Here is a 20,399-nt window from a genome sequence, read left to right on the forward strand (position 1 = left end):
TTTATCGAGAATATGGTCGCTCCTTGAAAGGTCAGTTGATAAAAGGTAAGGTCTCTGGAAGAAGATACCAGCGGATATCTTTAGTTGCAGGTCTTATAAATGGTGAGCTTATAGCTCCGATGACTTATAAAGATACTATGACTAGTGATTTTTTCGAAGCTTGGTTCCAAAAATTCTTACTACCCACTTTGGAGACGCCATCAGTTATCATTATGGATAATGCAAAGTTTCATAGAATGAGCAGGCTAAAGGCCTTGTCTAAGGAGCAGGGGCATAGAATTTTACCACTTCCTCCGTACTCACCTGAGTACAATCCCATTGAGAAAACATGGGCTCACATTAAAAAACACCTCAGAAAAATATTGCCAAATGGCCATACTTTCATTGAGGCACTTTTGTCCTGCTCTTGTTTCAGTTGACTATAATGACCTTCAGTTCTATCTGCTATCTGTGTCGCCTAGTCTGCTTTTGATTTTCATTGAATATGCGTAGAGCAAGTCGAAAGTATAGATGTGTCAAAATTAATGTAAAAGACTATATCGCGGAAATAAGTTTTGATTAGAACTGGCTTGCTAAGTCAATTTTTTCTTCCTGAACTTAGCAACGGTAAGAGCACCCGAAACTACTTCGTCTACATGCTAAAAAGGACCGGAAAAAGTCCTTTTTTGTCTTTATTAATCAAATAAATAGTTGTGAGTCATAACAGGCATTGTCACTAGTGATAAGAAGTCTGTCAAGCTGATGTGGCTAGGCTGAATTACTAAAACTGCTAGAACGTTTTCGTAAAAACAACTCATAATAGAGTACCTGATGTAGCATAAGCAATGACAATAACACAAACAACTAAGAGGCAATAGCGATTAGAAAGATTGGCAACAATTCTATACACGTTAAAGCGCGTCTATGTTCTCTTTAGTCAGGTGCCTGCCCATCGTGAGCTTGCCATTGGCATTCTCCATAATCAAAATGGCTAAAAATAGCCGTAAAACTGGATTCTTCAGGTGAACAAGCATAGATACCAAAATGAACTGTTCCAGTTGTTTCATGAAGGTGACAGATGCGCATCTGCTGGAAAGTCACACCATCTACAGAAGATTCAATGCAAAAATCTTGATTGCGACGACTCAAGCGATACCACATGCTCTTGACCTGTGTCGGAATTTCCGTCGTGGCCCAATCAGAGTAACCGTGATTGGTTACCACACTGCCCAAGTGCTGAAAGTTTTCATTTTCGTACTCGATAGACCCTTTAATCCAGTTCTCACTATCTTGGTAGAGAATAACACCACATTGGTCAAAACGATGGTGACTATCTTCAAAATTTGTTTTAACCGTAAATGAAAAATACTTGTCTTGCGTTGCCATCTGAAAAAGTGGTGCATTGTCATTAACAAAATGATAGTAGGTTTTTTGCCACAAGTCTGTATGTGGCTCTGTCGTGATGGACACTTGATGATCGCTCACCTTATAATTTTTTGGTGGACGCGTCCATTGGAAATGCTTCAAATTAGGTGTTGTCATAAAAAATTTTCCTTTCTTAGATAGTTCGTTCTAACTGGTTGCTTTCTGGGTCAAAAATCACCGCTTCATAATAACCATCCTCGGTGGTTCGTGGGGCATTTACGCTAGGAACCACCTTGCCCTCTATGGCATAATAGAAGGCATCTGCCGCTTCTTTTAAAGCCGATGAAAAGGCTAGCTGTGTTAAACCAAACGTCGCTTCATCACCGTATTTACTGTCAGTGCGGTGGCACAATGCCAAACATACACCTGATGAGAAGGCTAAAAAGTAAGATGAAAAATCAGGCTTTGGATGGTGATATTTTTCTGATAATCTGGTCTTAAAATAAGTTTCATAAAAGGCACGCCTAGCTTCTAAATCCTGTCACCATAGTCAAATACGTTCGATTGAACGGTTCACAAAAATACCTCTTATTATAGAACTATCTCAAAAAACGTGGTAGTGTTATAAACGCATTTTGATACTAGCTTATGATTTTCGTCTGCCTTTGAAAACCATTTTAAGAAACTGTTTGAAGCCCATCAGGAAAGATTTTCCCATCATGTAAGTCAAGATTTTAGACATAATCCCCCATAAAAACATGGACAAAAGAATGACCAAAATCCAGCCGTATTTGCTCTGGGTAAAAACAGTCGGTAGCGGTACATTAATCCCAAAGAAGCCTGTCACGATACTTGGAATAGTCATGAGAAGAGACACGATTGTCAGCATGGTCATGGTATCGTTTAGGTCATTGTTTAGGATGTTATTATAAGTTGCGCTTAATTGCCCCAAAATCTCCGAAGTCATCTCGGTCATTTCAACCAGTTGCTTAGCTTCAACCAAGGCATCATCTAGTTGCTCTTTTTCTTCTTCGTTTAGCTTAAAATATAAGGATTGGTTCTTGATACGCTCAATACTAACAGCATTTTGACGGCAGGCAGAAGCTAAAAAGACATTACCTGTCTCAATATCGGATAGGGCTAACAGTCCTTGTTTAGTCGTCTTAGCACGAAGTTGATGGTTAATCACTTGACGTTCGTGTGTCAATTTTTCAATAACTGAAAAATAATGCGTTGAGATTTCCACAAGACCAGAGAAAAGAAAATCATACAGACTCATGTCATGATTATCCTGTGCTAAAGTTTGCAAGCGTCTGACAATGTAGTCGGTGTCCTTGGTAGACATGCTAATAAGACGATCTCCCTGAGCGATAAAGGTGATGGGGACTGTCTGGAAATTGTTATCCTCTTTAATCAATTTTAACACATTGTAAATCAAAAGTAATTGGCCTGTTTTGCGACTGTATTCCACATGGGCAAGTTCATTTTTGTCTAGGGCATAGGCAGCTACTTCTGGGTCAATACCGTAGTCCATGGCAATTTTCTCAGCATCTCTAACTTCATCAATATCAATATCAATCCAGCTAAAGCTGTCGAAATGTTCTCTTGTTATCATTAGAAACCTCGTCACTTTCTGACTTCTAGTATAACATGAGACTACTAAAGTTTCTGCTATCAATTACTAGAATTTAGTCTGGAATTTAGAAATGTGATAAAAAAGAAGACTGATAACAAACAAAAACAAATGATATTTTAAAAATCCTTCCAATGACTAAGTATTATGCAAAAAACGGTATTGACAGATAGGTGAGTGCTAACTAAAACTTGCCGTTGTGATAGCAGTAGTTAAAACTCACCTACTAGAAAGTTCTGAGACCCTTGAGTCACTCTTTAAGTGTAACATTTCATAAAAAATCGTGCCGCCCGTCATCACTGTCAAATGAAGACTTTGGATTTAATATGAAGACTTTCTAAACTATTTACTTAAGGCTTTCCTAACGCTTACTTAAGATTTAGTTAAGAAATAACTTACGAATACTTAAGGTTACTTCTTACAATAGAGGTATCACAAAAAGTAAGGAGAAGTTTATGTCAAACTTATCAACAAACAAAACAAAGGAATCATTCATGAAATGGTCACTCCATCATGGCAAGGTTAGTTTAGCTTCAATGATTATCGCTAGCGGAGGTGTTCTTGTCTTAGCACAGGGAAATCAGGTTAGGGCTGACGACATGAGCAATCAACCAGCATCCAGTGTAACTACTACAAGTCCAAGTGCTGATGCCACTACAGAAATGAGCATGGAAATGTCAGACATGAAAGTTGCTAATCAGCCAACAATGACGCCTGATATGCCTAATACTTCTGAAACAAAACCTATGGAAGAAATGTCAGAAGCAATGTATTCTCAGCCAAAAGCTAGCTCTGATGACATGTCCACTACTAAAATGACCGAAACTACTGTTACAACTCCTGAAGCAGTCAAATCAGCTGTTGAACAGGCTATTCATGAAGACATTACTGTTCCTAAATCCTATATTCAAAATGCCAACTTCCCTGGATCATTCACTGCCGGTGTCAATCAAGTGATTCCATTCGAAGCTTTCGGGGGCGACGGTATGTTAACACGCCTACTCTTAAAATCTTCTGATGGCGCCGCTTGGTCTGATAATGGCACAGCCATGAATCCCGCCTTACTTCCTCTGAAAAATCTTTCAAAAGGACAATATTTCTACAGCTTAGAGCTTACTGGATCGCTTCAAGGAAAAATGGACAGTGATCTTTTAAAAGCCTTAAAAGCAATGACCGATGAAACCATCACAGGTAAGATTCTTGTCTATGCAGCCAAAGATAATATGCCAGATTTATCCAACATCATTGCTAGCAAAATGGTCACCATACATTCGAATAAAGAAAAAATGATGGAAGACAATAATACTGGTAAAAATATGGATAACAAAATGGATGACAATAATACCGGTAAAAACATGAATAACAAAATGGATGACAATAATACCGGCAAAAACATGAATAACAAAATGGATGACAATAATACCGGTAAAAATATGGATAACAAGATGGATGAGCAAACAATGAACAAGAAGAACATGCCTAAAAAAGAAAGCATGCCGTCTGCTCAATCCAATGATGATATGTCATCTAAAATGATGAAAACAAATCAAAAATCTGACATGATGGATCAAGGTAAAAAAGAAATGGCCAAAAATAACCTCCCTATGACTGGTGAATCAAACCGTCACTTGTTAACTGGATTTGGACTCGTCACTCTTTTAGTAGCCTTTGGGATTTCCCTTAAAAGTTTTCTATCTAAGAAAAAAGAGAGCTAAACGCCCTCAATAAACAAATTTTAAAAGACCTTATTTGCTAAGGTTTTACAACTAAAAAAACCGCTTGGTCTTATATCAGAATAGTGTTATACTTAGCAAAGTATAGCACTATTTTAACTACGTCTTCGACACATTTCATTTGAAAAATAAGGATTATAACTATGACACATTCTATTCTCTTGGTTGATGATGAACCTGACATTATCGACATCAACAAACGTTATTTGAATCAAGCTGGTTTTGAGGTGTTGACCGCAAATAATGGTCTTGAGGCGCTAGAGATTTTCCAAAAGCATCCTGTTGACCTCATTATTAGTGACATCATGATGCCCCAGATGGATGGATATGATTTTATTTCAGAAGTATTGAGTATCAAGGAGGAGCAAGCCTTCCTTTTCATCACAGCTAAAACTGCCGAGCCTGATAAGATTTATTCTCTAAGTTTGGGAGCTGATGATTTTATTTGTAAACCTTTTAGTCCGAGAGAGTTGGTTCTTAGAGTCACCAATATTTTAAAGAGACTTTATGGTAGACAACAAGCTCAAGAAGAGTTGCTTATTGGTGATTTAGTCATTAACCACCAAACACGAGCCGTTTCGGTCAACGGGCATTCTCTTGAATTAACCAATAAGGCATTCGACATCCTGTGGCTTTTAGCCCATCAAAAAAATCGTGTCTTTTCCAAGTCAGAATTATACGAAAGTGTCTGGGATGAAACTTTTATCGAAGATACCAATACGCTCAATGTTCATATCCACGCTTTGCGAAATGACTTAGCCAGACACAGCACTCCCCAAACGCCAAGCATCAAAACGGTTTGGGGATTGGGTTACAAACTCGAGGTGGCACCATGACACTCAGATATTACTTAATCACAGGGCACCTGATAGCTATCTTGATTACCTTAATTGGGGTTTTCATCGGTCTCAATTATATGTTTATCGAGCAAAAGCAAGTTATTTTCATTATGACAATCGTTATCCTTGCCAGCCTTTTAGGAGCGCTCTTTAGCCTGCTGTTACTTAATAAAATCATTAAATCCTTGTCATTACTCGTTTCAAGAATGAATGACATCTCGCAAAGAGATTTTCAAGGTGACATCAATATCACTTCGCCACTGGAGTTTGCCCAGTTGGGCACGGCTTTTAGTCGTATGGCACAATCTTTAGAAGAAGCCTTTGATTCCCTCATTGAAAGTGAACGTGATAAAGCCTTGATGATTGCTCAGCTATCGCATGACATCAAAACCCCCATTACCTCCATCCAATCAGGAATTGAGGGCATACTTGATGGGGTCATTCCACATGATGACGTGCCTCGTTACTTGCAAACCATCCATAGACAGACAGGACGGTTAAACCATCTCGTTGAAGAATTAGATTTTGTTGCTTCGAAAGTCTACGATACAGAACCACGTCTTGAAAAGCCAGAAGTCATTTATTTAGACAAGTTGATTTTAGATATTTTATCAGAATTTCACTTACAAATTTCTGAGGAAAAAAGAGATATTGATATTTCCGTGCAGCCTGAATCTGCCTATATTATCAGTAGCTATCATAAATTGTATCGCATTCTTCAAAACTTGGTGAGTAATGCTTTCAAGTATTCTCCTGCTAAGACACCAATTGCTATCAATCTTATCAAAGATAAGGAGAATCTCACCGTCACCGTCTCTGACGAAGGCATAGGGATTGCCCCAGAGAATCAAGCTAAAATTTTCAACCGCCTTTATCGTGTGGAAAGTTCTCGAAATATGACAACAGGCGGACATGGTTTAGGACTTTACATTGCTCAAGAATTAGCGCAGCAACTTGGCGGTTCTATTAGCGTTGATAGCCAAAAGGCTAAAGGCAGCAAATTCTCTCTATCAATTCCTATCAATAAAATATCATAAAGATTGAAAATAACTAAAGAGCCGTATCCAAACGGTTCTTCAGATTGAAGAAAAAGTCGACTTTGGACATTTTTCTCCAATCTTTTTTTGGATTCAAAAATAAAAATTTCCAAAACTGTTGAAACAACAGTTTTTTGGGTGTTTAATGATTATCCATCGTGCAAGATGTCCCATTCATCAAAGTTTCAAGGTTTGTCTACGTTCAGGTTCTTTTAGAAAGGAACTCTCTCTACTGTCAACTTTCTATCAAACTATAGTTGCTTTAAGCTAATCTGAAAAAATGATAGTATAATAGAAATACTATAAAATCGGAGGTGCTATCTATGGCCATTTCATATAAAAAAGACGATAAACTAGAAAGCATGTTTGCCAGTTTTGCCAAATTGCCCGACAATATGGATTCAGATCCTAAAAAAGGGAAAAAAGACGATGGCAAAAAAGAGAAAAATAAGGCATTATCCTAAAATTGCCCCTACATTTTATATGGTTATTGGAGGATTAAGTGCATTTCTATCAGAGATCTTGCCATGGTCATTTTCTATCAATTTGTCAATTTCCTAGATAACAGCATTAGCCTGTTATCTAGGAAGTCTTTTCCATTATCTTAAATACTGGATAAAGTGAGGTTGCTCGTGTCTTTTTTTAATCATTTACCTGACAGCGTGCTTCAATGGATGGCTATTTTCATGTCCATTATCATTGAGGCACTCCCTTTTGTTCTTTTAGGTGCTATTTTAACAGGCTTTATCGAAGTTTACGTCACCCCTGATAAAGTGACCAAACACCTTCCCAAAAATCGCTTTTTGCGTATTTTGTTCGGTACTTTTATTGGGATTATTTTTCCCTCTTGTGAGTGTGGTATTGTCCCCATTGTCAATCGTCTCATGGAGAAAAAAGTGCCCAGTTATACAGCTGTTCCCTTTTTGGCTACGGCTCCGGTGATTAATCCCATTGTTATTCTGGCGACTTATTCTGCTTTTGGGAATTCTTGGCAGTTTGTCATCTGGCGCTTAACGGGTGCTATTCTGGTCGCAGTTGCTCTGGGAGTACTCTTAGCCTACCTAACGGATGAAGATATTCAAAATCCTTCAAAAGAAGCCCTGCATTTTCATGATTACAGTGGGCATAGCCACCTGAAAAAAATCTTTTACTCCCTGTCTCATGCCATTGATGAATTCTTCGACACAGGACGCTATCTGATTTTTGGGACTCTGATTGCCTCTGCCATGCAGATTTACCTGCCAACTCGCATTCTGACATCTTTGGCTGGAAACTCTTTAACAGCAATCTTGGTCATGATGGCCTTAGCCTTTGTCCTTTCACTTTGTAGTGAAGCGGATGCCTTTATCGGTGCCAGCCTCCTCTCTAGCTTTGGAGCAGCACCTGTCATGGCTTTTCTACTCATCGGTCCCATCATTGACATCAAAAACCTAATGATGATGTGGACGAGTTTTAAAAAGGGCTTCATCCTTCAGTTTATCGCGGTTTCTGCTGTTATCGTGTCCCTTTATTGTCTCGCTTTAGGAGTTCTTACATGATTCGATTTTTAATCCTAACTGGTTATTTTGAGCTTAGTATGTATCTTTACCTGTCGGGTAAATTAGACCAGTACATTAATACTCACTACTCATATCTTGCTTTTATCGCCATGATATTATCTTTTATTTTAGCTGTGGTTCAGCTGATGATCTGGATGAAAAATCTCAAGCTCCATTCTCATTTATCTGGAAAAATAGCAAAGCTGACCAGTCCGATGATTCTAGTATTTCCAGTCTTAGTTGGTTTGCTTGTCCCCACTGTAACCCTTGATTCTACAACTGTTTCGGCTAAGGGGTACACCTTTCCAACGGCTGTCGGATCTGTCGGAAAAGGGGCATCAGATGATGGTACCCGCGTTCAATACCTAAAACCTGATACCAGTCTTTATTTCACCAAAAATGCCTATCAGAAGGAGATGAAACGCGAGTTAAAAACTTATCAAAACCTTGATACGATTGAGATTACGACCCAAAACTATATGGAAATTATGGAATTGATTTATCTCTATCCTGATGTTTTTACTGGTAAACAGATTTCCTATACAGGCTTTGTCTATAACGAGCCTGGTCATCAAGGTTATCAATATCTCTTCCGCTTTGGGGTCATTCATTGTATCGCCGACTCCGGTGTCTACGGTCTTTCTACGACCGGTAACCCTAAGACATTTGATAACAATACTTGGGTAAGGGTATCTGGTACCATTTCAACCGAATACAATAACCAACTCGAAGAAACCCTGCCTGTTCTCCATATTGAAGACAGTCAAGAAGTTTCTCAACCAGACAATCCATATGTTTATCGTGTGTTTTAATGGTTCTTCACAATAAGAGTCTAGACAAAAGTCTGACACAAAATATCAAAAAACGAACAAGATAGCATTCCGGCCAACAAAAAACTATCTTGTTCGTTTTTTATAGTCTTATCAACTTCATACATCCAGATAGTAAAGCATTTCTAAAGAAAAATCTTTTTGCTCCAGACGTTTTATATAATCAAATGAATTACCTTTCAGACAAGGAACAAAAAAGACGCAAACAGTGCTTGGGTACTCAATGAAAATCAAAAGCAGACTAGGCGACACAGATAGCAGATAGAACTGAAGGTCATCACATCAAGTCAACAAGGTCTGCTTTGGATTTTCAAAGAGTATGAATGCGGCAAGTCGAAAGTGACCATGCATCAACATTAATTCAAAAGACTGCATCCAATCGATTGAACCCAAAAGGCTCAAACTTCTGATAAAAAATGAATTAGCATAAAAATCGCCTGAGAGAAACTTCAGGCGATTTTATGTTTGTTATACTGTTTAGTGTTCCTCGTCATTAGCAATAAGGAAATGGTCAACAATGTCTTCAATACGAGCCAAGTCAACATTACCTCCAGAGACGATTGCAACAGTTTTCTTACCGTTGACATAGTCATCAACTTTTCCAGCAAGGATGGCTGCGGTTGTTAAGGCACCAGCTCCTTCAACGACAATCTTAGTACGTTGGATTAAGTCCTTAATGGCAACTTCAATTTCTTCTTCTGTTACCAAGACCATATTGTCAACAATTTGATTTACAACATCAAATGTCAATTCACCTGGAAAGGCTACATGACAACCGTCTGCTATTGTTGGTGCTTCATCATGGAAAACTTTTTTACGTTCTTTAAATGATGCTGTCATACCATGACAATTTTCAGCCTGCACACCAATAACTTTAATGTTAGGGTTAAATGATTTCAAGGCGACTGCTACACCAGAAATCAAACCACCACCACCAACAGGTACTAGAACAGTGTCTACATCCCAGAGATTTTCTAAAATTTCAAGACCGATAACACCTTGTCCTGCCATGACTTCTGAATCATCATAAGGAGGGATGTAAGTAATGTTATGTTCCTTAGCATAGGCTTCACAGAATGCTTTGGAATCATCGAATTGTTCCCCTTCAAGCATTACTTCTGCACCATAGCCACGTGTTGCATCAACTTTTGCTTGTGGTGCACCTTTAGGCATTACAATAATACTTTTAATACCTAGCAGTTTTGATGTTAAGGCAACACCTTGTGCATGGTTCCCTGCTGAACAGGCAATAACACCACGATCTTTTTCTTCCTGTGTTAGTTGAGCGATTTTGTTAAAAGCCCCTCTAAATTTAAAAGAACCAGTGAGTTGCATGTTTTCCAGTTTCAAATAGACTTCACCACCTGTTTTAGCGGTCAAAAACATTGACTGAATGAGTGGTGTTTCTCGTGCGTATCGTTTAATAACATTTTGTGCACTTTTCACATCCTTAATTGAAATTGGTAAATTAGTTACATTTGACATAGTCATTCTCCTCACCCTTCTTTTTAAAACTCTGAATAGGCAACATCAATTGAATCAGCAAGTGCTTTAGAAACAACTTTTCCTTTATAAACACTCAAGCCAGAGAAGAGTTCTTCATCTTTCAAAGCCTCATCTAAGCCTTTAGTGCTAATAGCTTTTAGGAATGAAATATTACCTTGAGCAAGAGCAATTGTAGCTGTACGTGGTGTAGCACCCGGCATATTTGGTACCGCATAGTGAATAACACCGTGCTTAATAAACACTGGATCAGCATGATTTGTAGCATGATCAATTGTTTCAACAGTACCACCTTGGTCAATCGCAATATCCACAAGTACAGAACCTGGTTTCATTGACTCAACCATATATTCTTTCACCAATTTTGGTGGTTTAGCTCCTGGAATCAAGATGGTTGAGATGAAGATATCAGCAATTTTGATATTTTCTTCTAAAGCTTCAGTGGTTGATTTAACAATTTCAACTGTCTTACCTGCATAGTGTTCTTTCAATTGAGCGATACGTTCGTCACCAAGTTCAATGATAATAACTTTGCACCCAAGAGCTACTGCCATATCCGCAGCATTCTCCGCAGCGTTACCACCACCGAAAATAACGACTGTTCCAGCTTCAATTCCTGGTATACCAGGTAGAAGAATTCCTTGACCTTCATGTTGTTTTTCAAGGTAATATTGCCCAATATTTACAGCTCGACGTCCGGCAATAGCAGACATCGGTTTAAGTAATTCAAGCACACCATTAATTGAGATGTTTTCTCCTGAAATAGCTGTTACGCCAACTTCCATCATTTTTTCAACACAGGCTTTATTAGCTGCTAAATGAAGGAAGCCCCAAATAATTTGGCCAGGTTTGAAATATTTATATTCTGACTCCATTGGCTCTTTAACTTTAACAATTAAATCAGCTTCCCAAGCTGTCTCAGTATCTACGATCTTACCTCCAGCTGCTTCATATAAATCATTTGTAAATCCGCAACCAGCTCCTGCATTACTATCTACTAGAACCTCATTACCTGCTTCAACTAAAATCTTTACATTTTCAGGGGTCATCCCTACACGTGCTTCACCTTGTTTTGGATCTTTAATAACACCAATTCTCATAATTGATTCTCCTTTAAAAATATTTGTTTTCGAAGAAATGATAGCACTTACAAAATTTCGTGTCAATGAATTTGTGAAGTAATTCCTTTTTCACAAACTTAATTTTTGAGAAAGACCAAAACAGCGATAAGTCTTGCTATATCAGCTATTACCTATATATTTTTGTCAAAAACAAAAGAAATAGATACTGGTATTTTTAATTTTAATTTTATAGTTCTTTTTTATAGGCCTATAAGTTTTTCTTTTTAAATAAAAAATAAAAAGATAAAAATAAAGTTTTGTCAGATTATTTAGATAATTTTTCGCTTCAAGTAAAATTACAGTATCTCTTGAAAACGTTATCTTTTTTTGTTGATGAATTCTTATTTAGTTATTATTTTTGGATTATTTTTTATTTTTCGAACATTTCACAAATGGGTATATGGCGCTTTTTCTACATTGATTAAGCGCTTTCACAATGTTAGAATACAAATTGTCAAGAGCAAGAAGCTCAAAAAAATTAAGGAGGTCATTATGACATCTAAACAGTTAGAAGAATTTTTAGATTTTAATCTAAATGACTTGGAGAGTCGCGGTCTCTTAAACACAATTGATGTGGTTGAGGGAGGAAATGGTCCTGTGATCACTGTTGAAGGTAGGGAATTAATCAATTTTGCTTCCAACAACTACCTCGGTTTTGCGACTTATGATGACATTATTGCTGCTGATATCGCGGCAACTGAAAAATACGGTGCTGGTGCTGGTGCTGTTCGCACAATCAATGGTACACTCGACATCCATAGAACATTAGAAGAAAAGTTAGCTGAGTTTAAAGGAACTGAAGCAGCTATCGCCTTTCAATCTGGTTTTAATGGAAACATGGGGGGCATTCCTGCTGTAATGAAAAAAGGCGATGCCATTCTCTCTGATGAATTGAACCATGCTTCTATTATTGACGGTTGTCGTTTATCTGGTGCAAAAATTATTCGTGTTAAACACCAAGATATGGAAGATCTTGAAGCTAAAGCTAAAGAGGCAACTGAAAGTGGCGAATACAATAAAATAATGTACATCACTGATGGCGTCTTCTCAATGGATGGGGATGTTGCAAAAATTGATGAAATTGTTAAGATTGCTGAAAAATATAACCTCATCACTTACGTCGATGATGCTCACGGTACTGGTGTTATGGGACATGGACATGGTACTGTGAAACATTTCGGTATGCAAGATCACATTGATATGCAGCTTGGTACTCTCTCAAAAGGGATTGGGGTTGTTGGCGGTTATATCGCTGGTTCTGGCAAACTCATTAAATGGCTCAAATCTCAAGCACGTCCATTCCTATTTTCTACCTCATTAACACCTGGCGCTGCTGGAGCAATTATCAAAGCTATTGAATTAATTGAAACCAAGCCTGAACTTGTTGATCGTCTTTGGGAAAATGCTAATTACTTCAAATCAGAATTAAAACGTATCGGTTATGATATTGGGGTTTCTGAAACACCAATCACTCCTGTTATTGTTGGTGATGAAAAATTGGCTCAACAATTCTCTAAAAAATTGATTGAAAATGGTGTTTACGTAAAACCAATCGTTTACCCAACTGTTCCACTTGGAACTGGTCGAGTTCGGAATATGCCAAATGCATCTCATACAAAAGAAATGATTGATCAAGCTATTACCATCTACGAAAAAGTTGGTAAAGAACTTGGTATTCTCAAATAATTGATAATCTTAACTATAGAAAAGAGGACTATTAAATGAAAAAAGTATTGATTACAGGATCACTCGGACAAATCGGTTCAGAACTTGCAGAACGTCTTCGTAAAGATCTTGGAGTAGATAACGTTATTGCTTCAGATATTCGAAAACCTGAAAATAATAAAACCGTTGAAGGCGGTATCTTTGAAACTCTTGATGTAACAGATTATGAAGCATATCTAGCAATCGCTAAAAAATACGAAGTTGATACGATTGTTCATTTAGCAGCGCTACTTTCTGCTACTGCAGAAGCACGTCCTGCATTTGCTTGGGGGCTAAATATGGGTGGTTTAATGAACGCTCTTGAAGTAGCACGTGAAATGGACGCGCTATTCTTTGCTCCTTCTTCTATTGCGGCATTTGGTCCTAACTCTCCAGCGGACAATACGCCACAAGATACTATCATGCGTCCAACAACGATGTACGGGGTTACCAAAGTTGCTGGTGAATTATTAGAAGATTACTATCATACTAAATATGGTGTTGATACACGCTCTGTACGTTTCCCAGGTCTCATCTCCTATAAAGTTGAGCCAGGTGGAGGAACTACCGACTACGCTGTAGATATTTACTACGAAGCACTCAAAAACAAATCATACAAATCATTCATTGATAAAGGCACTTACATGGATATGATGTACATGGATGATGCTATCGATGCTATTGTTGATTTGTTGAATGCCGATCCTGAGCGTTTAGAACATCGAAATAGTTTCAATATTACTGCTATGTCATTTGATCCTGAAGAAATCGCTGCTTCAATCAAAAAATTCATTCCAGATTTTGAAATGGGCTACGAAGTTGATCCTGTTCGTCAAGGAATTGCAAATTCATGGCCAAATTCAATTGATGCAAGTTGTGCTAAAAAAGAGTGGGATTTCAACCCTAAATTTGATCTCGATAAAATGACTGAAGAGATGCTTAAACAATTATCAAAAAAATTCGCTGATGAAGGTATTGATACAAAAGTATCATTTTGATAATTTCGTATAATAAGGTATACTTAAGTTCTGTTTTATGCTAGCAGTGATCACACGAAAGCTGCTAGCTTTTTAATGAATATTATTTGGAGGATTTTCCTATGTCGGAAATGAATGGCCCTCAAAATGTAGGGAGTCAACAACACAATGAACTTGAAAGAACCATGACTTTCTTTCCAGCTCTCTCAACGGTTATGGGAACTGTTATTGGAGCAGGTGTTTTCTTTAAGGCAGCTAGTGTTTCAAGTGCAACAGGTTCCACTAGTCTGCACATGCTCGTCTGGGTTCTAGCTGGTATCATTTCACTTTGCGCTGGTTTAACAGGAGCTGAACTCGCTGCTGCAATCCCTGAAACAGGGGGAATGATTCGTTATATTGAACGAGCTTATGGTAAATTCCCTGCGTTTCTTCTTGGTTGGGCACAAGTCATTATTTACTTTCCTGCTAATATCGCTGCTTTAGCAATTATCTTTGCAACTCAAGTTAAAAATTTATTTGGTTTAGATGGTGCCATGCTGATACCAATTGCTATTTTAGCAGCAGTATCTATTACTCTCATTAACTTTTTAGGTGCAAAAGCTAGTGGGGCGTTCCAATCTATAACGCTTGTTGCTAAATTGATTCCAATCGGTGCAATCATTGTTTTTGGTCTTTTCTCAAACGCTGCTGTCGAAGTTAGTCTTTTCCCAGTTCAAGCCGGTGCAAACACAGGTGGTATGGTAACTGCTTTAGGTGCTGGCTTACTAGCAACCATGTTCGCTTATGATGGTTGGATTCATGTCGGAAATATTGCTGGAGAATTAAAAAATCCAGCTCGTGACCTACCTAGGGCTATCGGTCTAGGAATGCTAGGCATTATGATTGTTTATGGCTTGATTAACTTTGCCTACCTCAAGGCTATGCCTGTTGAACAATTAGCTGGAAACGATGCTGCCGCTATGCAAGTTGCTCAGCACTATTTTGGACCAATCGGTGGAAAAATTATCACTATTGGTATCTTAATTTCTGTTTACGGTACAATCAATGGTTATACAATGACAGGAATGCGTCTACCATACACAATGGCTCGTGAAAACACTCTTCCTTTCTCAAATTATTTAGCAAAATTAAACAACAATAAAGTTCCACATATCGCAGGTTGGTTACAAGTTCTCATTGCAGTTATCATGGTTTGCCTTGGTGGTTTCAATGTCTTGACAGATATGTTGATCTTCGTTATTTGGATTTTCTACACACTTGTCTTCTTTGCAGTTATCAAACTTAGAAAAGATGAGCCAAACCTCGAACGTCCATATAAAGTACCATTTTATCCTGTCGTTCCAATAATAGCTATCATTGGTGGTATTTTCATCCTTGTATTGACACTTAAGAGTCAATTTATGTTAGCCATGATTGGTATCTTACTCACTGCTATCGGTATTCCAGTTTATCTTTATAAACAAAAAAATGCTTAGCAATAAAAAAAACTCCTTATGAAACAATAATAGTAAAAAAGCGCAAAAAATTACTCCCTGTGCTATACTGACATTGAAAATTTTTTAAGTTTCAGTGCTAGAACTGTTACCACAGTCCTAGCACTTTTTGATTGTTGTCGATTTGTTGGTATTTATGCTAAATAAAAAATCAAAAAATAAATGCCATCCCGACTTCTATAAACAATCGATTTTATACTCAATAACGATCCAAATCAGGTATGGCGACGCCGATGCAGATAAAACGCTAGTCTTTTGAATTAACTTTGGTATATCGTCACTTTCGACTTGCCGTACTCAAGTACTGTCCGCATCTTCCGTACCTTGTCTGAAAGTTAATTCATTTGACTATAAAATGAAATTCATCATATCCAGCCAACAAAGTCTAGATGTGATTTTCGAAGAGTATTAAGCCAGACTAAGGCAAAAGTTTCGAAAGACTTATACAGTTTATCACTCACTTCATCAAGCGTCTGAAAAGCCTATTCTTAAGATTTTGTGGTGCAGTGGCAATATCTAAAAACATTAAGCCCTCATAGCCTAGAAGAACCCATGGACTAAATCTGTGGTAGAAACCATAAGACTTGGTTTTTATGCTTGTTTTCATTCATTTCATCATTAAAAAAATGCTTTAGTTTCACAGTAGGTATGATATATCTATTTTTGTTCAGTATTGGTAGACCAGCCAGACTACGACACACAGGGGATTTCTAGAGGACATCATTACCACGGCAAGTTTCAATCATGACTTCCCTATAAAAAATGAGTCTGGGAAAAAATCCAACCCTAAATATAAAAAGCAAACAAGACAGAATTCTGAGTGTCAGAAAACTAATTTTGTTCGCTTTTTATATTTAATTTATCAATTTTAAGAATGGATGATAAAGAATTTCAAAAATCAAAATCTTTTTTGTCCTAGACTCCTTAGTTATCATTTTATAGTCAAATACCCAAGGCGTAGTCGGGTTAGCTCATAACTCCTACTTATCCAGCATTTTGGTACAGGTTAGGTAAAGCTCTATTTACGGATACGGATTTGTATTGTTCAACGTCATTATAAGCCGATTATTATTTTCTGTCATGAGTTAGCAGGCGACAGCTGCTTAGTATTTTTGTGTCAGCTAACAACACTTAAATCAAGCCTTCTAATAAACTCTGCATGAAATTCTCTGAATTGAATTGTCCGATGTCATCGATTTTTTCGCCAAAACCAATCAACTTAACGGGAATATCCAACTCTTGGCGGATAGCCAGAACGACACCACCTTTGGCAGTTCCATCAATTTTGGTTAGGACTAATCCTGTTAGTGGAGTGATTTTTGAAAATTCTTTAGCCTGACTAAGGGCGTTTTGACCAGTTGAAGCGTCTAAAGCTAAGAGCGTTTCGTGTGGTGCTTCTGGAATAACACGTTTGATAATACGACCAATTTTCTCCAGCTCTTTCATAAGATTATCCTTATTCTGCAAACGACCCGCCGTATCAATCATAAGAACATCAACACCTTCAGCCACAGCGCGTTCCATCCCATCAAAGACAACTGAAGCTGGATCGACTTTCTCCGGACCTGTCACTACCGGCACATCAACGCGACGTCCCCACTCAACCAGCTGAGCAACCGCTCCTGCACGGAAGGTATCTGCAGCAACTAGCATCACTTTTTTACCTTGATTCTTGTATTGATAAGCTAATTTCCCAATAGTAGTCGTTTTACCAACACCATTAACGCCTACAAAGAGCATGACGGTCAAATCGTCTTGGAAATTAATGTTTTCTTTATAAATACCATCTTTTTCGTAGATGTCTACCAGTTTCTCAATGACTACTTGTCGTAAATCGTCTGGTTTTTTAGCATTTTCTAGGCGTGCTTCTTGACGTAGGTCTTCAGTTAACTGCGTTGCAACAGTCACTCCGACGTCAGACATGATGAGCATTTCTTCTAATTCTTCAAAGAATTCCTCATCAACTTTACGGAAATTCGCAAAAAATTCATTGAGGCGAGCGGCAAATCCTGTTCGCGTTTTTTTCAAACTGCGATTATATTTTTCTTCAGTCGTTTCTTCGATTTCTGGCGTGCTTGCCGGAGCATTTTCTTTAGAGAGTTCCTCGATTTGGCGTGTTGGCATGGCGTCAAAACTTAAGGTCTCACCACGCTCAGCAGCCTCAGCAACGGCAGCTTTTTTCGCATAGTAATCTGCCATAATGGATTCGAAACGAGGGTCATTCGATTGTGATGCTACTTCACTAACAGATACACTGTCTACTTCGCTACTAGAAAGTTCTGATGAATCACCTTGTTCATCAAAAGATGGCGATGACTTATCCAGACTTTGACTAGATGGCTCTGATGAGTCTTGCTCCTCAGTGTCTCTTGTTTCTTCTTGGCTCAGTTCAACTGCTATCTCATCTTTCCACTCAACTGATGAATCCCTTTGGTATTTTGGCACAGCCTTGTCAGATGTAGGACGACTATCAGAGTCTGTTTCTTTTGAATCTTCAAAATCGAACTCATCTTTCCACTCAACTGGCTCAGAATCTTCTAAAACGAGGTCCGTTGCAACTGCTTCAAAACTTGCTTCACTGTCATTATTAGCCTCATCAAGAGCAGAATCGACTTGCGTCACAAAATCATCCTCTGATGATTGGCTGATTCTGTCATCTTTTTCTGAAACAATAACCAGGCTTTCTTGCTCGGAAGAGGTATTCTCTACAATCTCTTCTTGAATAGCTTCTTGCTCTGCTTGATGAGACTCTATAGCCACATTTTCCTGATTTTCAAACGCTTCTTGATTAAGCTCTTGCTCTTTTGTTTTTTCTTTTTTTCCAAATAAACGGTCAAATAATCCCATCTTACTCTCCACCTAATACGTATTTTTCAATGGCTTCTGCCACTCCTGAATGGTTATTATCTTTGTTTGTGACGACGTTAGCTGTTTCTTTGACAATGAGCGCAGCATTTTTCATGGCAACTCCTAACCCCGCCCAGTCAATCATGGTCAAATCATTTTCCTCGTCGCCGACAGTCATGACATTTTCTCGGTCAATGGCTAAGAGATTGCATAGTTTAGCTAAACCAGATGCCTTATGAACACCTTTTGGCATGATTTCAAAGATAATTTCTCGTGATTTAAAAGCTTCAAAATCATCAAAAATCATGGCTGGCATTTCCTTGATTTTGTCATCTAAGAAGTCCTTATCCGTCACAACGACTATCTTATTATAAATGATGTCTTCTGGTAAATCAGCCAATCGATCCAAGTTTTTAAAGGTCAATAAAGGGTTGGCTTCTGGGTAGCGAGATGGACGGTCTGGCTCAGATAGGCTATAAACCGTCTCTTCACTCAAGATGTCAACCGGCAAGCCCATCGCAGATAGTTGCTGATAGAGATTGGTTACCTCATCTCGCGACAAAGCCTGCTGAGCCAAGATATGCCCATCATTGCGCTGAATCAGCCCTCCATTAAAGGTCACACTGTAATCCATAGGATGATTAAGGTCTAACTCCTCCAGCAAATCACCAATGGCTTTCAAAGGACGACCTGTTGTAATCACAACCTTGACACCTAATTGTGTGGCTTTCTTGATAGCTTCTTTATTAGCCTTTGACACCTTCTTCTCATCGTCAAAAAGAGTATTATCTAAATCTAAAGCAACTAATTTTATCTCTGTCATCTCAAACCAAACTTTCCAAATAGCTCAAAACAGCATCTGTGCTGTTATCTCCAATAACCTCTTCAGCTAATTCTTTTGCAGCTTCAACAGCATTTTCAGGTACGACGGCTGTCCGTGCAAACTTTAGCATCTCAAGGTCATTATAGTTATCCCCAAAAGCATACACATCAGAGGCTGACAAACCTAGTTTGCCACAAAGTACTGCCAAGCCAGTTGATTTGTCATATGCTTTTGGAATAATATCCATTCCATCAAAGCCAGTAACAACAGCTTGAAAATCGGCTAAACGGCCATTTAAATGCTTCGAAAAATCATGAATCTTATCTGAATCAAATCGAGCAGTCACTTTTAAAATCTTATCAGTCACCTTATTGAGGTCGGCTCGCTGAACATTGGCATAAAAATAGTTTGCCCTTTGAATATAGTCATCTGAAGCATCCAAAGCAGCATAAGCTCCATTCTCACCAGATAAAAGATAGCCCTGACAATCAGGATGAGCACGTAATTCAGCCAAAATAAGCTGGTAGTCCTCAGGCATCATCTCAGCCTCAAAAATAACCTGCCCCGCGCATTCAACAATGCAACCATTTTCAGCGATAAAAGCCATCTTATCTTTAAATTCATGGAACAATCCTTTCAAAGTTAAGAGTGACCTGCCGCTAGCGGCTACAAAAAGATAACCTGCTTCAGTCAGTTTGTCCAGAAGTGCCGCAAATCTTTCTTTATCATAAGACCCATCCGGTCTTAAAAAAGTCCCATCCATATCGGACGCTACTATTTTTTTAAACACGTCATACCTCCAGCTTTTCAATACTATCCTATTGTTTTTTAGTCATACTCTTTGAAAATCAACATTAGGCAGTGCCGACTTAATTTGATAAACTGCAGTTCTATCTGCATCAGCCTTGCCTGTTCTGATTTTATAGTCTTTTGAATTAACTTTACTACATCGCCATTTTTGACTTGTCCTACTCAAG

Annotated in this window: 17 protein-coding genes and 1 pseudogene; 10 read left to right on the forward strand and 8 right to left on the reverse strand. The window is 38.2% G+C overall.

Translation table 11 applies throughout. The features are described from left to right. The coding region (locus tag A3IA_RS12120) for an IS630 family transposase (protein ID WP_018381207.1) at nt 1–419 on the forward strand (419 nt) is incomplete at its 5' end. A 493-nt stretch (nt 420–912) separates the two neighbouring features. Here the strand turns inward: A3IA_RS12120 and A3IA_RS0110115 are convergent. From A3IA_RS0110115 to A3IA_RS0110125, 3 genes and pseudogenes are all read right to left on the reverse strand, one after another. After that, nucleotides 913–1,521 (reverse strand): DUF1349 domain-containing protein, encoded by a 609-nt coding sequence (locus A3IA_RS0110115; protein ID WP_018381208.1) that lies wholly within the window; start codon nt 1,519–1,521, stop codon nt 913–915. Between the two features lie 16 nt (nt 1,522–1,537). After that, nucleotides 1,538–1,870 (reverse strand): annotated as a pseudogene (locus tag A3IA_RS13520) (VOC family protein); the annotation flags it as partial. A 120-nt stretch (nt 1,871–1,990) separates the two neighbouring features. After that, nucleotides 1,991–2,959 carry a magnesium transporter CorA family protein gene (locus tag A3IA_RS0110125; protein WP_018381210.1) on the reverse strand — a complete coding sequence of 323 codons (969 nt, stop codon included), beginning with the start codon at nt 2,957–2,959 and terminating at the stop codon, nt 1,991–1,993. Between the two features lie 473 nt (nt 2,960–3,432). Between A3IA_RS0110125 and A3IA_RS12340 the strand changes: the two genes are divergently transcribed. The 6 genes from A3IA_RS12340 to A3IA_RS0110155 all read left to right on the forward strand — a co-directional run bounded on the left by A3IA_RS12340 (nt 3,433) and on the right by A3IA_RS0110155 (nt 8,936). After that, on the forward strand, nt 3,433–4,692 hold the full coding sequence (locus A3IA_RS12340) for an SSURE domain-containing protein (protein ID WP_018381211.1): 1,260 nt from the start codon (nt 3,433–3,435) through the stop codon (nt 4,690–4,692). Between the two features lie 161 nt (nt 4,693–4,853). Beyond that, nucleotides 4,854–5,546 (forward strand): response regulator transcription factor, encoded by a 693-nt coding sequence (locus A3IA_RS0110135; RefSeq protein ID WP_018381212.1) that lies wholly within the window; start codon nt 4,854–4,856, stop codon nt 5,544–5,546. Continuing rightward, nucleotides 5,543–6,586: a sensor histidine kinase gene (locus A3IA_RS0110140; RefSeq protein ID WP_018381213.1), complete on the forward strand. Its 1,044-nt coding sequence runs from the start codon at nt 5,543–5,545 to the stop codon at nt 6,584–6,586. The genes A3IA_RS0110135 and A3IA_RS0110140 overlap by 4 nt, the downstream gene beginning before the upstream one ends. A 323-nt stretch (nt 6,587–6,909) precedes the next feature. Further along, nucleotides 6,910–7,050 carry an SPJ_0845 family protein gene (locus A3IA_RS0110145; protein ID WP_018381214.1) on the forward strand — a complete coding sequence of 47 codons (141 nt, stop codon included), beginning with the start codon at nt 6,910–6,912 and terminating at the stop codon, nt 7,048–7,050. Between the two features lie 168 nt (nt 7,051–7,218). After that, nucleotides 7,219–8,124, forward strand: coding sequence for a permease (locus tag A3IA_RS0110150; RefSeq protein WP_026217673.1), 906 nt, complete (start codon nt 7,219–7,221; stop codon nt 8,122–8,124). Next, entirely contained in the window at nt 8,121–8,936 is an 816-nt protein-coding gene (locus A3IA_RS0110155; RefSeq protein WP_018381216.1) for a TIGR03943 family putative permease subunit, read from the forward strand. The genes A3IA_RS0110150 and A3IA_RS0110155 overlap by 4 nt, the downstream gene beginning before the upstream one ends. Before the next feature lie 495 nt (nt 8,937–9,431). On the opposite strand, the gene tdcB is transcribed toward A3IA_RS0110155, so the two are convergent. Both tdcB and ald read right to left on the reverse strand, forming a co-directional pair. Then, nucleotides 9,432–10,439, reverse strand: coding sequence for a bifunctional threonine ammonia-lyase/L-serine ammonia-lyase TdcB (tdcB, locus tag A3IA_RS0110160; RefSeq protein WP_018381217.1), 1,008 nt, complete (start codon nt 10,437–10,439; stop codon nt 9,432–9,434). Between the two features lie 23 nt (nt 10,440–10,462). Further along, nucleotides 10,463–11,557, reverse strand: a complete 1,095-nt coding sequence (ald, locus tag A3IA_RS0110165; RefSeq protein ID WP_018381218.1) for an alanine dehydrogenase — start codon at nt 11,555–11,557, stop codon at nt 10,463–10,465. 513 nt (nt 11,558–12,070) lie between these two features. Here ald and A3IA_RS0110170 point away from each other — a divergent pair. The 3 genes from A3IA_RS0110170 (at nt 12,071) to A3IA_RS0110180 (ending at nt 15,734) form a co-directional block, all read left to right on the forward strand. Continuing rightward, complete coding sequence (locus A3IA_RS0110170) at nt 12,071–13,264, forward strand: glycine C-acetyltransferase (protein WP_018381219.1); 1,194 nt, start codon at nt 12,071–12,073, stop codon at nt 13,262–13,264. A 35-nt stretch (nt 13,265–13,299) separates the two neighbouring features. Then, nucleotides 13,300–14,280, forward strand: coding sequence for an L-threonine 3-dehydrogenase (locus A3IA_RS0110175; RefSeq protein WP_018381220.1), 981 nt, complete (start codon nt 13,300–13,302; stop codon nt 14,278–14,280). A gap of 101 nt (nt 14,281–14,381) precedes the next feature. Continuing rightward, nucleotides 14,382–15,734, forward strand: a complete 1,353-nt coding sequence (locus tag A3IA_RS0110180) for an APC family permease (protein ID WP_018381221.1) — start codon at nt 14,382–14,384, stop codon at nt 15,732–15,734. Nucleotides 15,735–16,883: 1,149 nt separating this feature from the next. Here A3IA_RS0110180 and ftsY read toward each other — a convergent pair. From ftsY to A3IA_RS0110195, 3 genes are all read right to left on the reverse strand, one after another. Then, entirely contained in the window at nt 16,884–18,197 is a 1,314-nt protein-coding gene (gene ftsY, locus A3IA_RS0110185) for a signal recognition particle-docking protein FtsY (RefSeq protein WP_051072818.1), read from the reverse strand. Between the two features lie 403 nt (nt 18,198–18,600). Next, nucleotides 18,601–19,422, reverse strand: coding sequence for a Cof-type HAD-IIB family hydrolase (locus A3IA_RS0110190; RefSeq protein WP_018381223.1), 822 nt, complete (start codon nt 19,420–19,422; stop codon nt 18,601–18,603). Between the two features lies 1 nt (nt 19,423). Next, the gene (locus tag A3IA_RS0110195; RefSeq protein ID WP_026217674.1) at nt 19,424–20,212 is read right to left on the reverse strand and encodes a Cof-type HAD-IIB family hydrolase; all 789 of its coding nucleotides are present in this window, start codon (nt 20,210–20,212) and stop codon (nt 19,424–19,426) included. Between the last annotated feature and the right edge of the window lie 187 nt (nt 20,213–20,399).

This window comes from Streptococcus thoraltensis DSM 12221 (assembly GCF_000380145.1).
GTDB classification, from domain to species: Bacteria; Bacillota; Bacilli; order Lactobacillales; family Streptococcaceae; genus Streptococcus; species Streptococcus thoraltensis.

Coding starts and splice junctions, on each gene's coding strand:
- A3IA_RS0110175 (WP_018381220.1), top strand. CDS start 13,300: ATGAAAAAAGTATTGATTACAGGATCACTCGGACAAATCGGTTCAGAA.
- A3IA_RS0110190 (WP_018381223.1), bottom strand. CDS start 19,422: ATGACAGAGATAAAATTAGTTGCTTTAGATTTAGATAATACTCTTTTT.
- A3IA_RS0110135 (WP_018381212.1), top strand. CDS start 4,854: ATGACACATTCTATTCTCTTGGTTGATGATGAACCTGACATTATCGAC.
- A3IA_RS12340 (WP_018381211.1), top strand. CDS start 3,433: ATGTCAAACTTATCAACAAACAAAACAAAGGAATCATTCATGAAATGG.
- A3IA_RS0110145 (WP_018381214.1), top strand. CDS start 6,910: ATGGCCATTTCATATAAAAAAGACGATAAACTAGAAAGCATGTTTGCC.
- ald (WP_018381218.1), bottom strand. CDS start 11,557: ATGAGAATTGGTGTTATTAAAGATCCAAAACAAGGTGAAGCACGTGTA.
- tdcB (WP_018381217.1), bottom strand. CDS start 10,439: ATGTCAAATGTAACTAATTTACCAATTTCAATTAAGGATGTGAAAAGT.
- A3IA_RS0110155 (WP_018381216.1), top strand. CDS start 8,121: ATGATTCGATTTTTAATCCTAACTGGTTATTTTGAGCTTAGTATGTAT.
- A3IA_RS0110125 (WP_018381210.1), bottom strand. CDS start 2,959: ATGATAACAAGAGAACATTTCGACAGCTTTAGCTGGATTGATATTGAT.
- A3IA_RS0110180 (WP_018381221.1), top strand. CDS start 14,382: ATGTCGGAAATGAATGGCCCTCAAAATGTAGGGAGTCAACAACACAAT.
- A3IA_RS0110170 (WP_018381219.1), top strand. CDS start 12,071: ATGACATCTAAACAGTTAGAAGAATTTTTAGATTTTAATCTAAATGAC.
- A3IA_RS0110115 (WP_018381208.1), bottom strand. CDS start 1,521: ATGACAACACCTAATTTGAAGCATTTCCAATGGACGCGTCCACCAAAA.
- A3IA_RS0110140 (WP_018381213.1), top strand. CDS start 5,543: ATGACACTCAGATATTACTTAATCACAGGGCACCTGATAGCTATCTTG.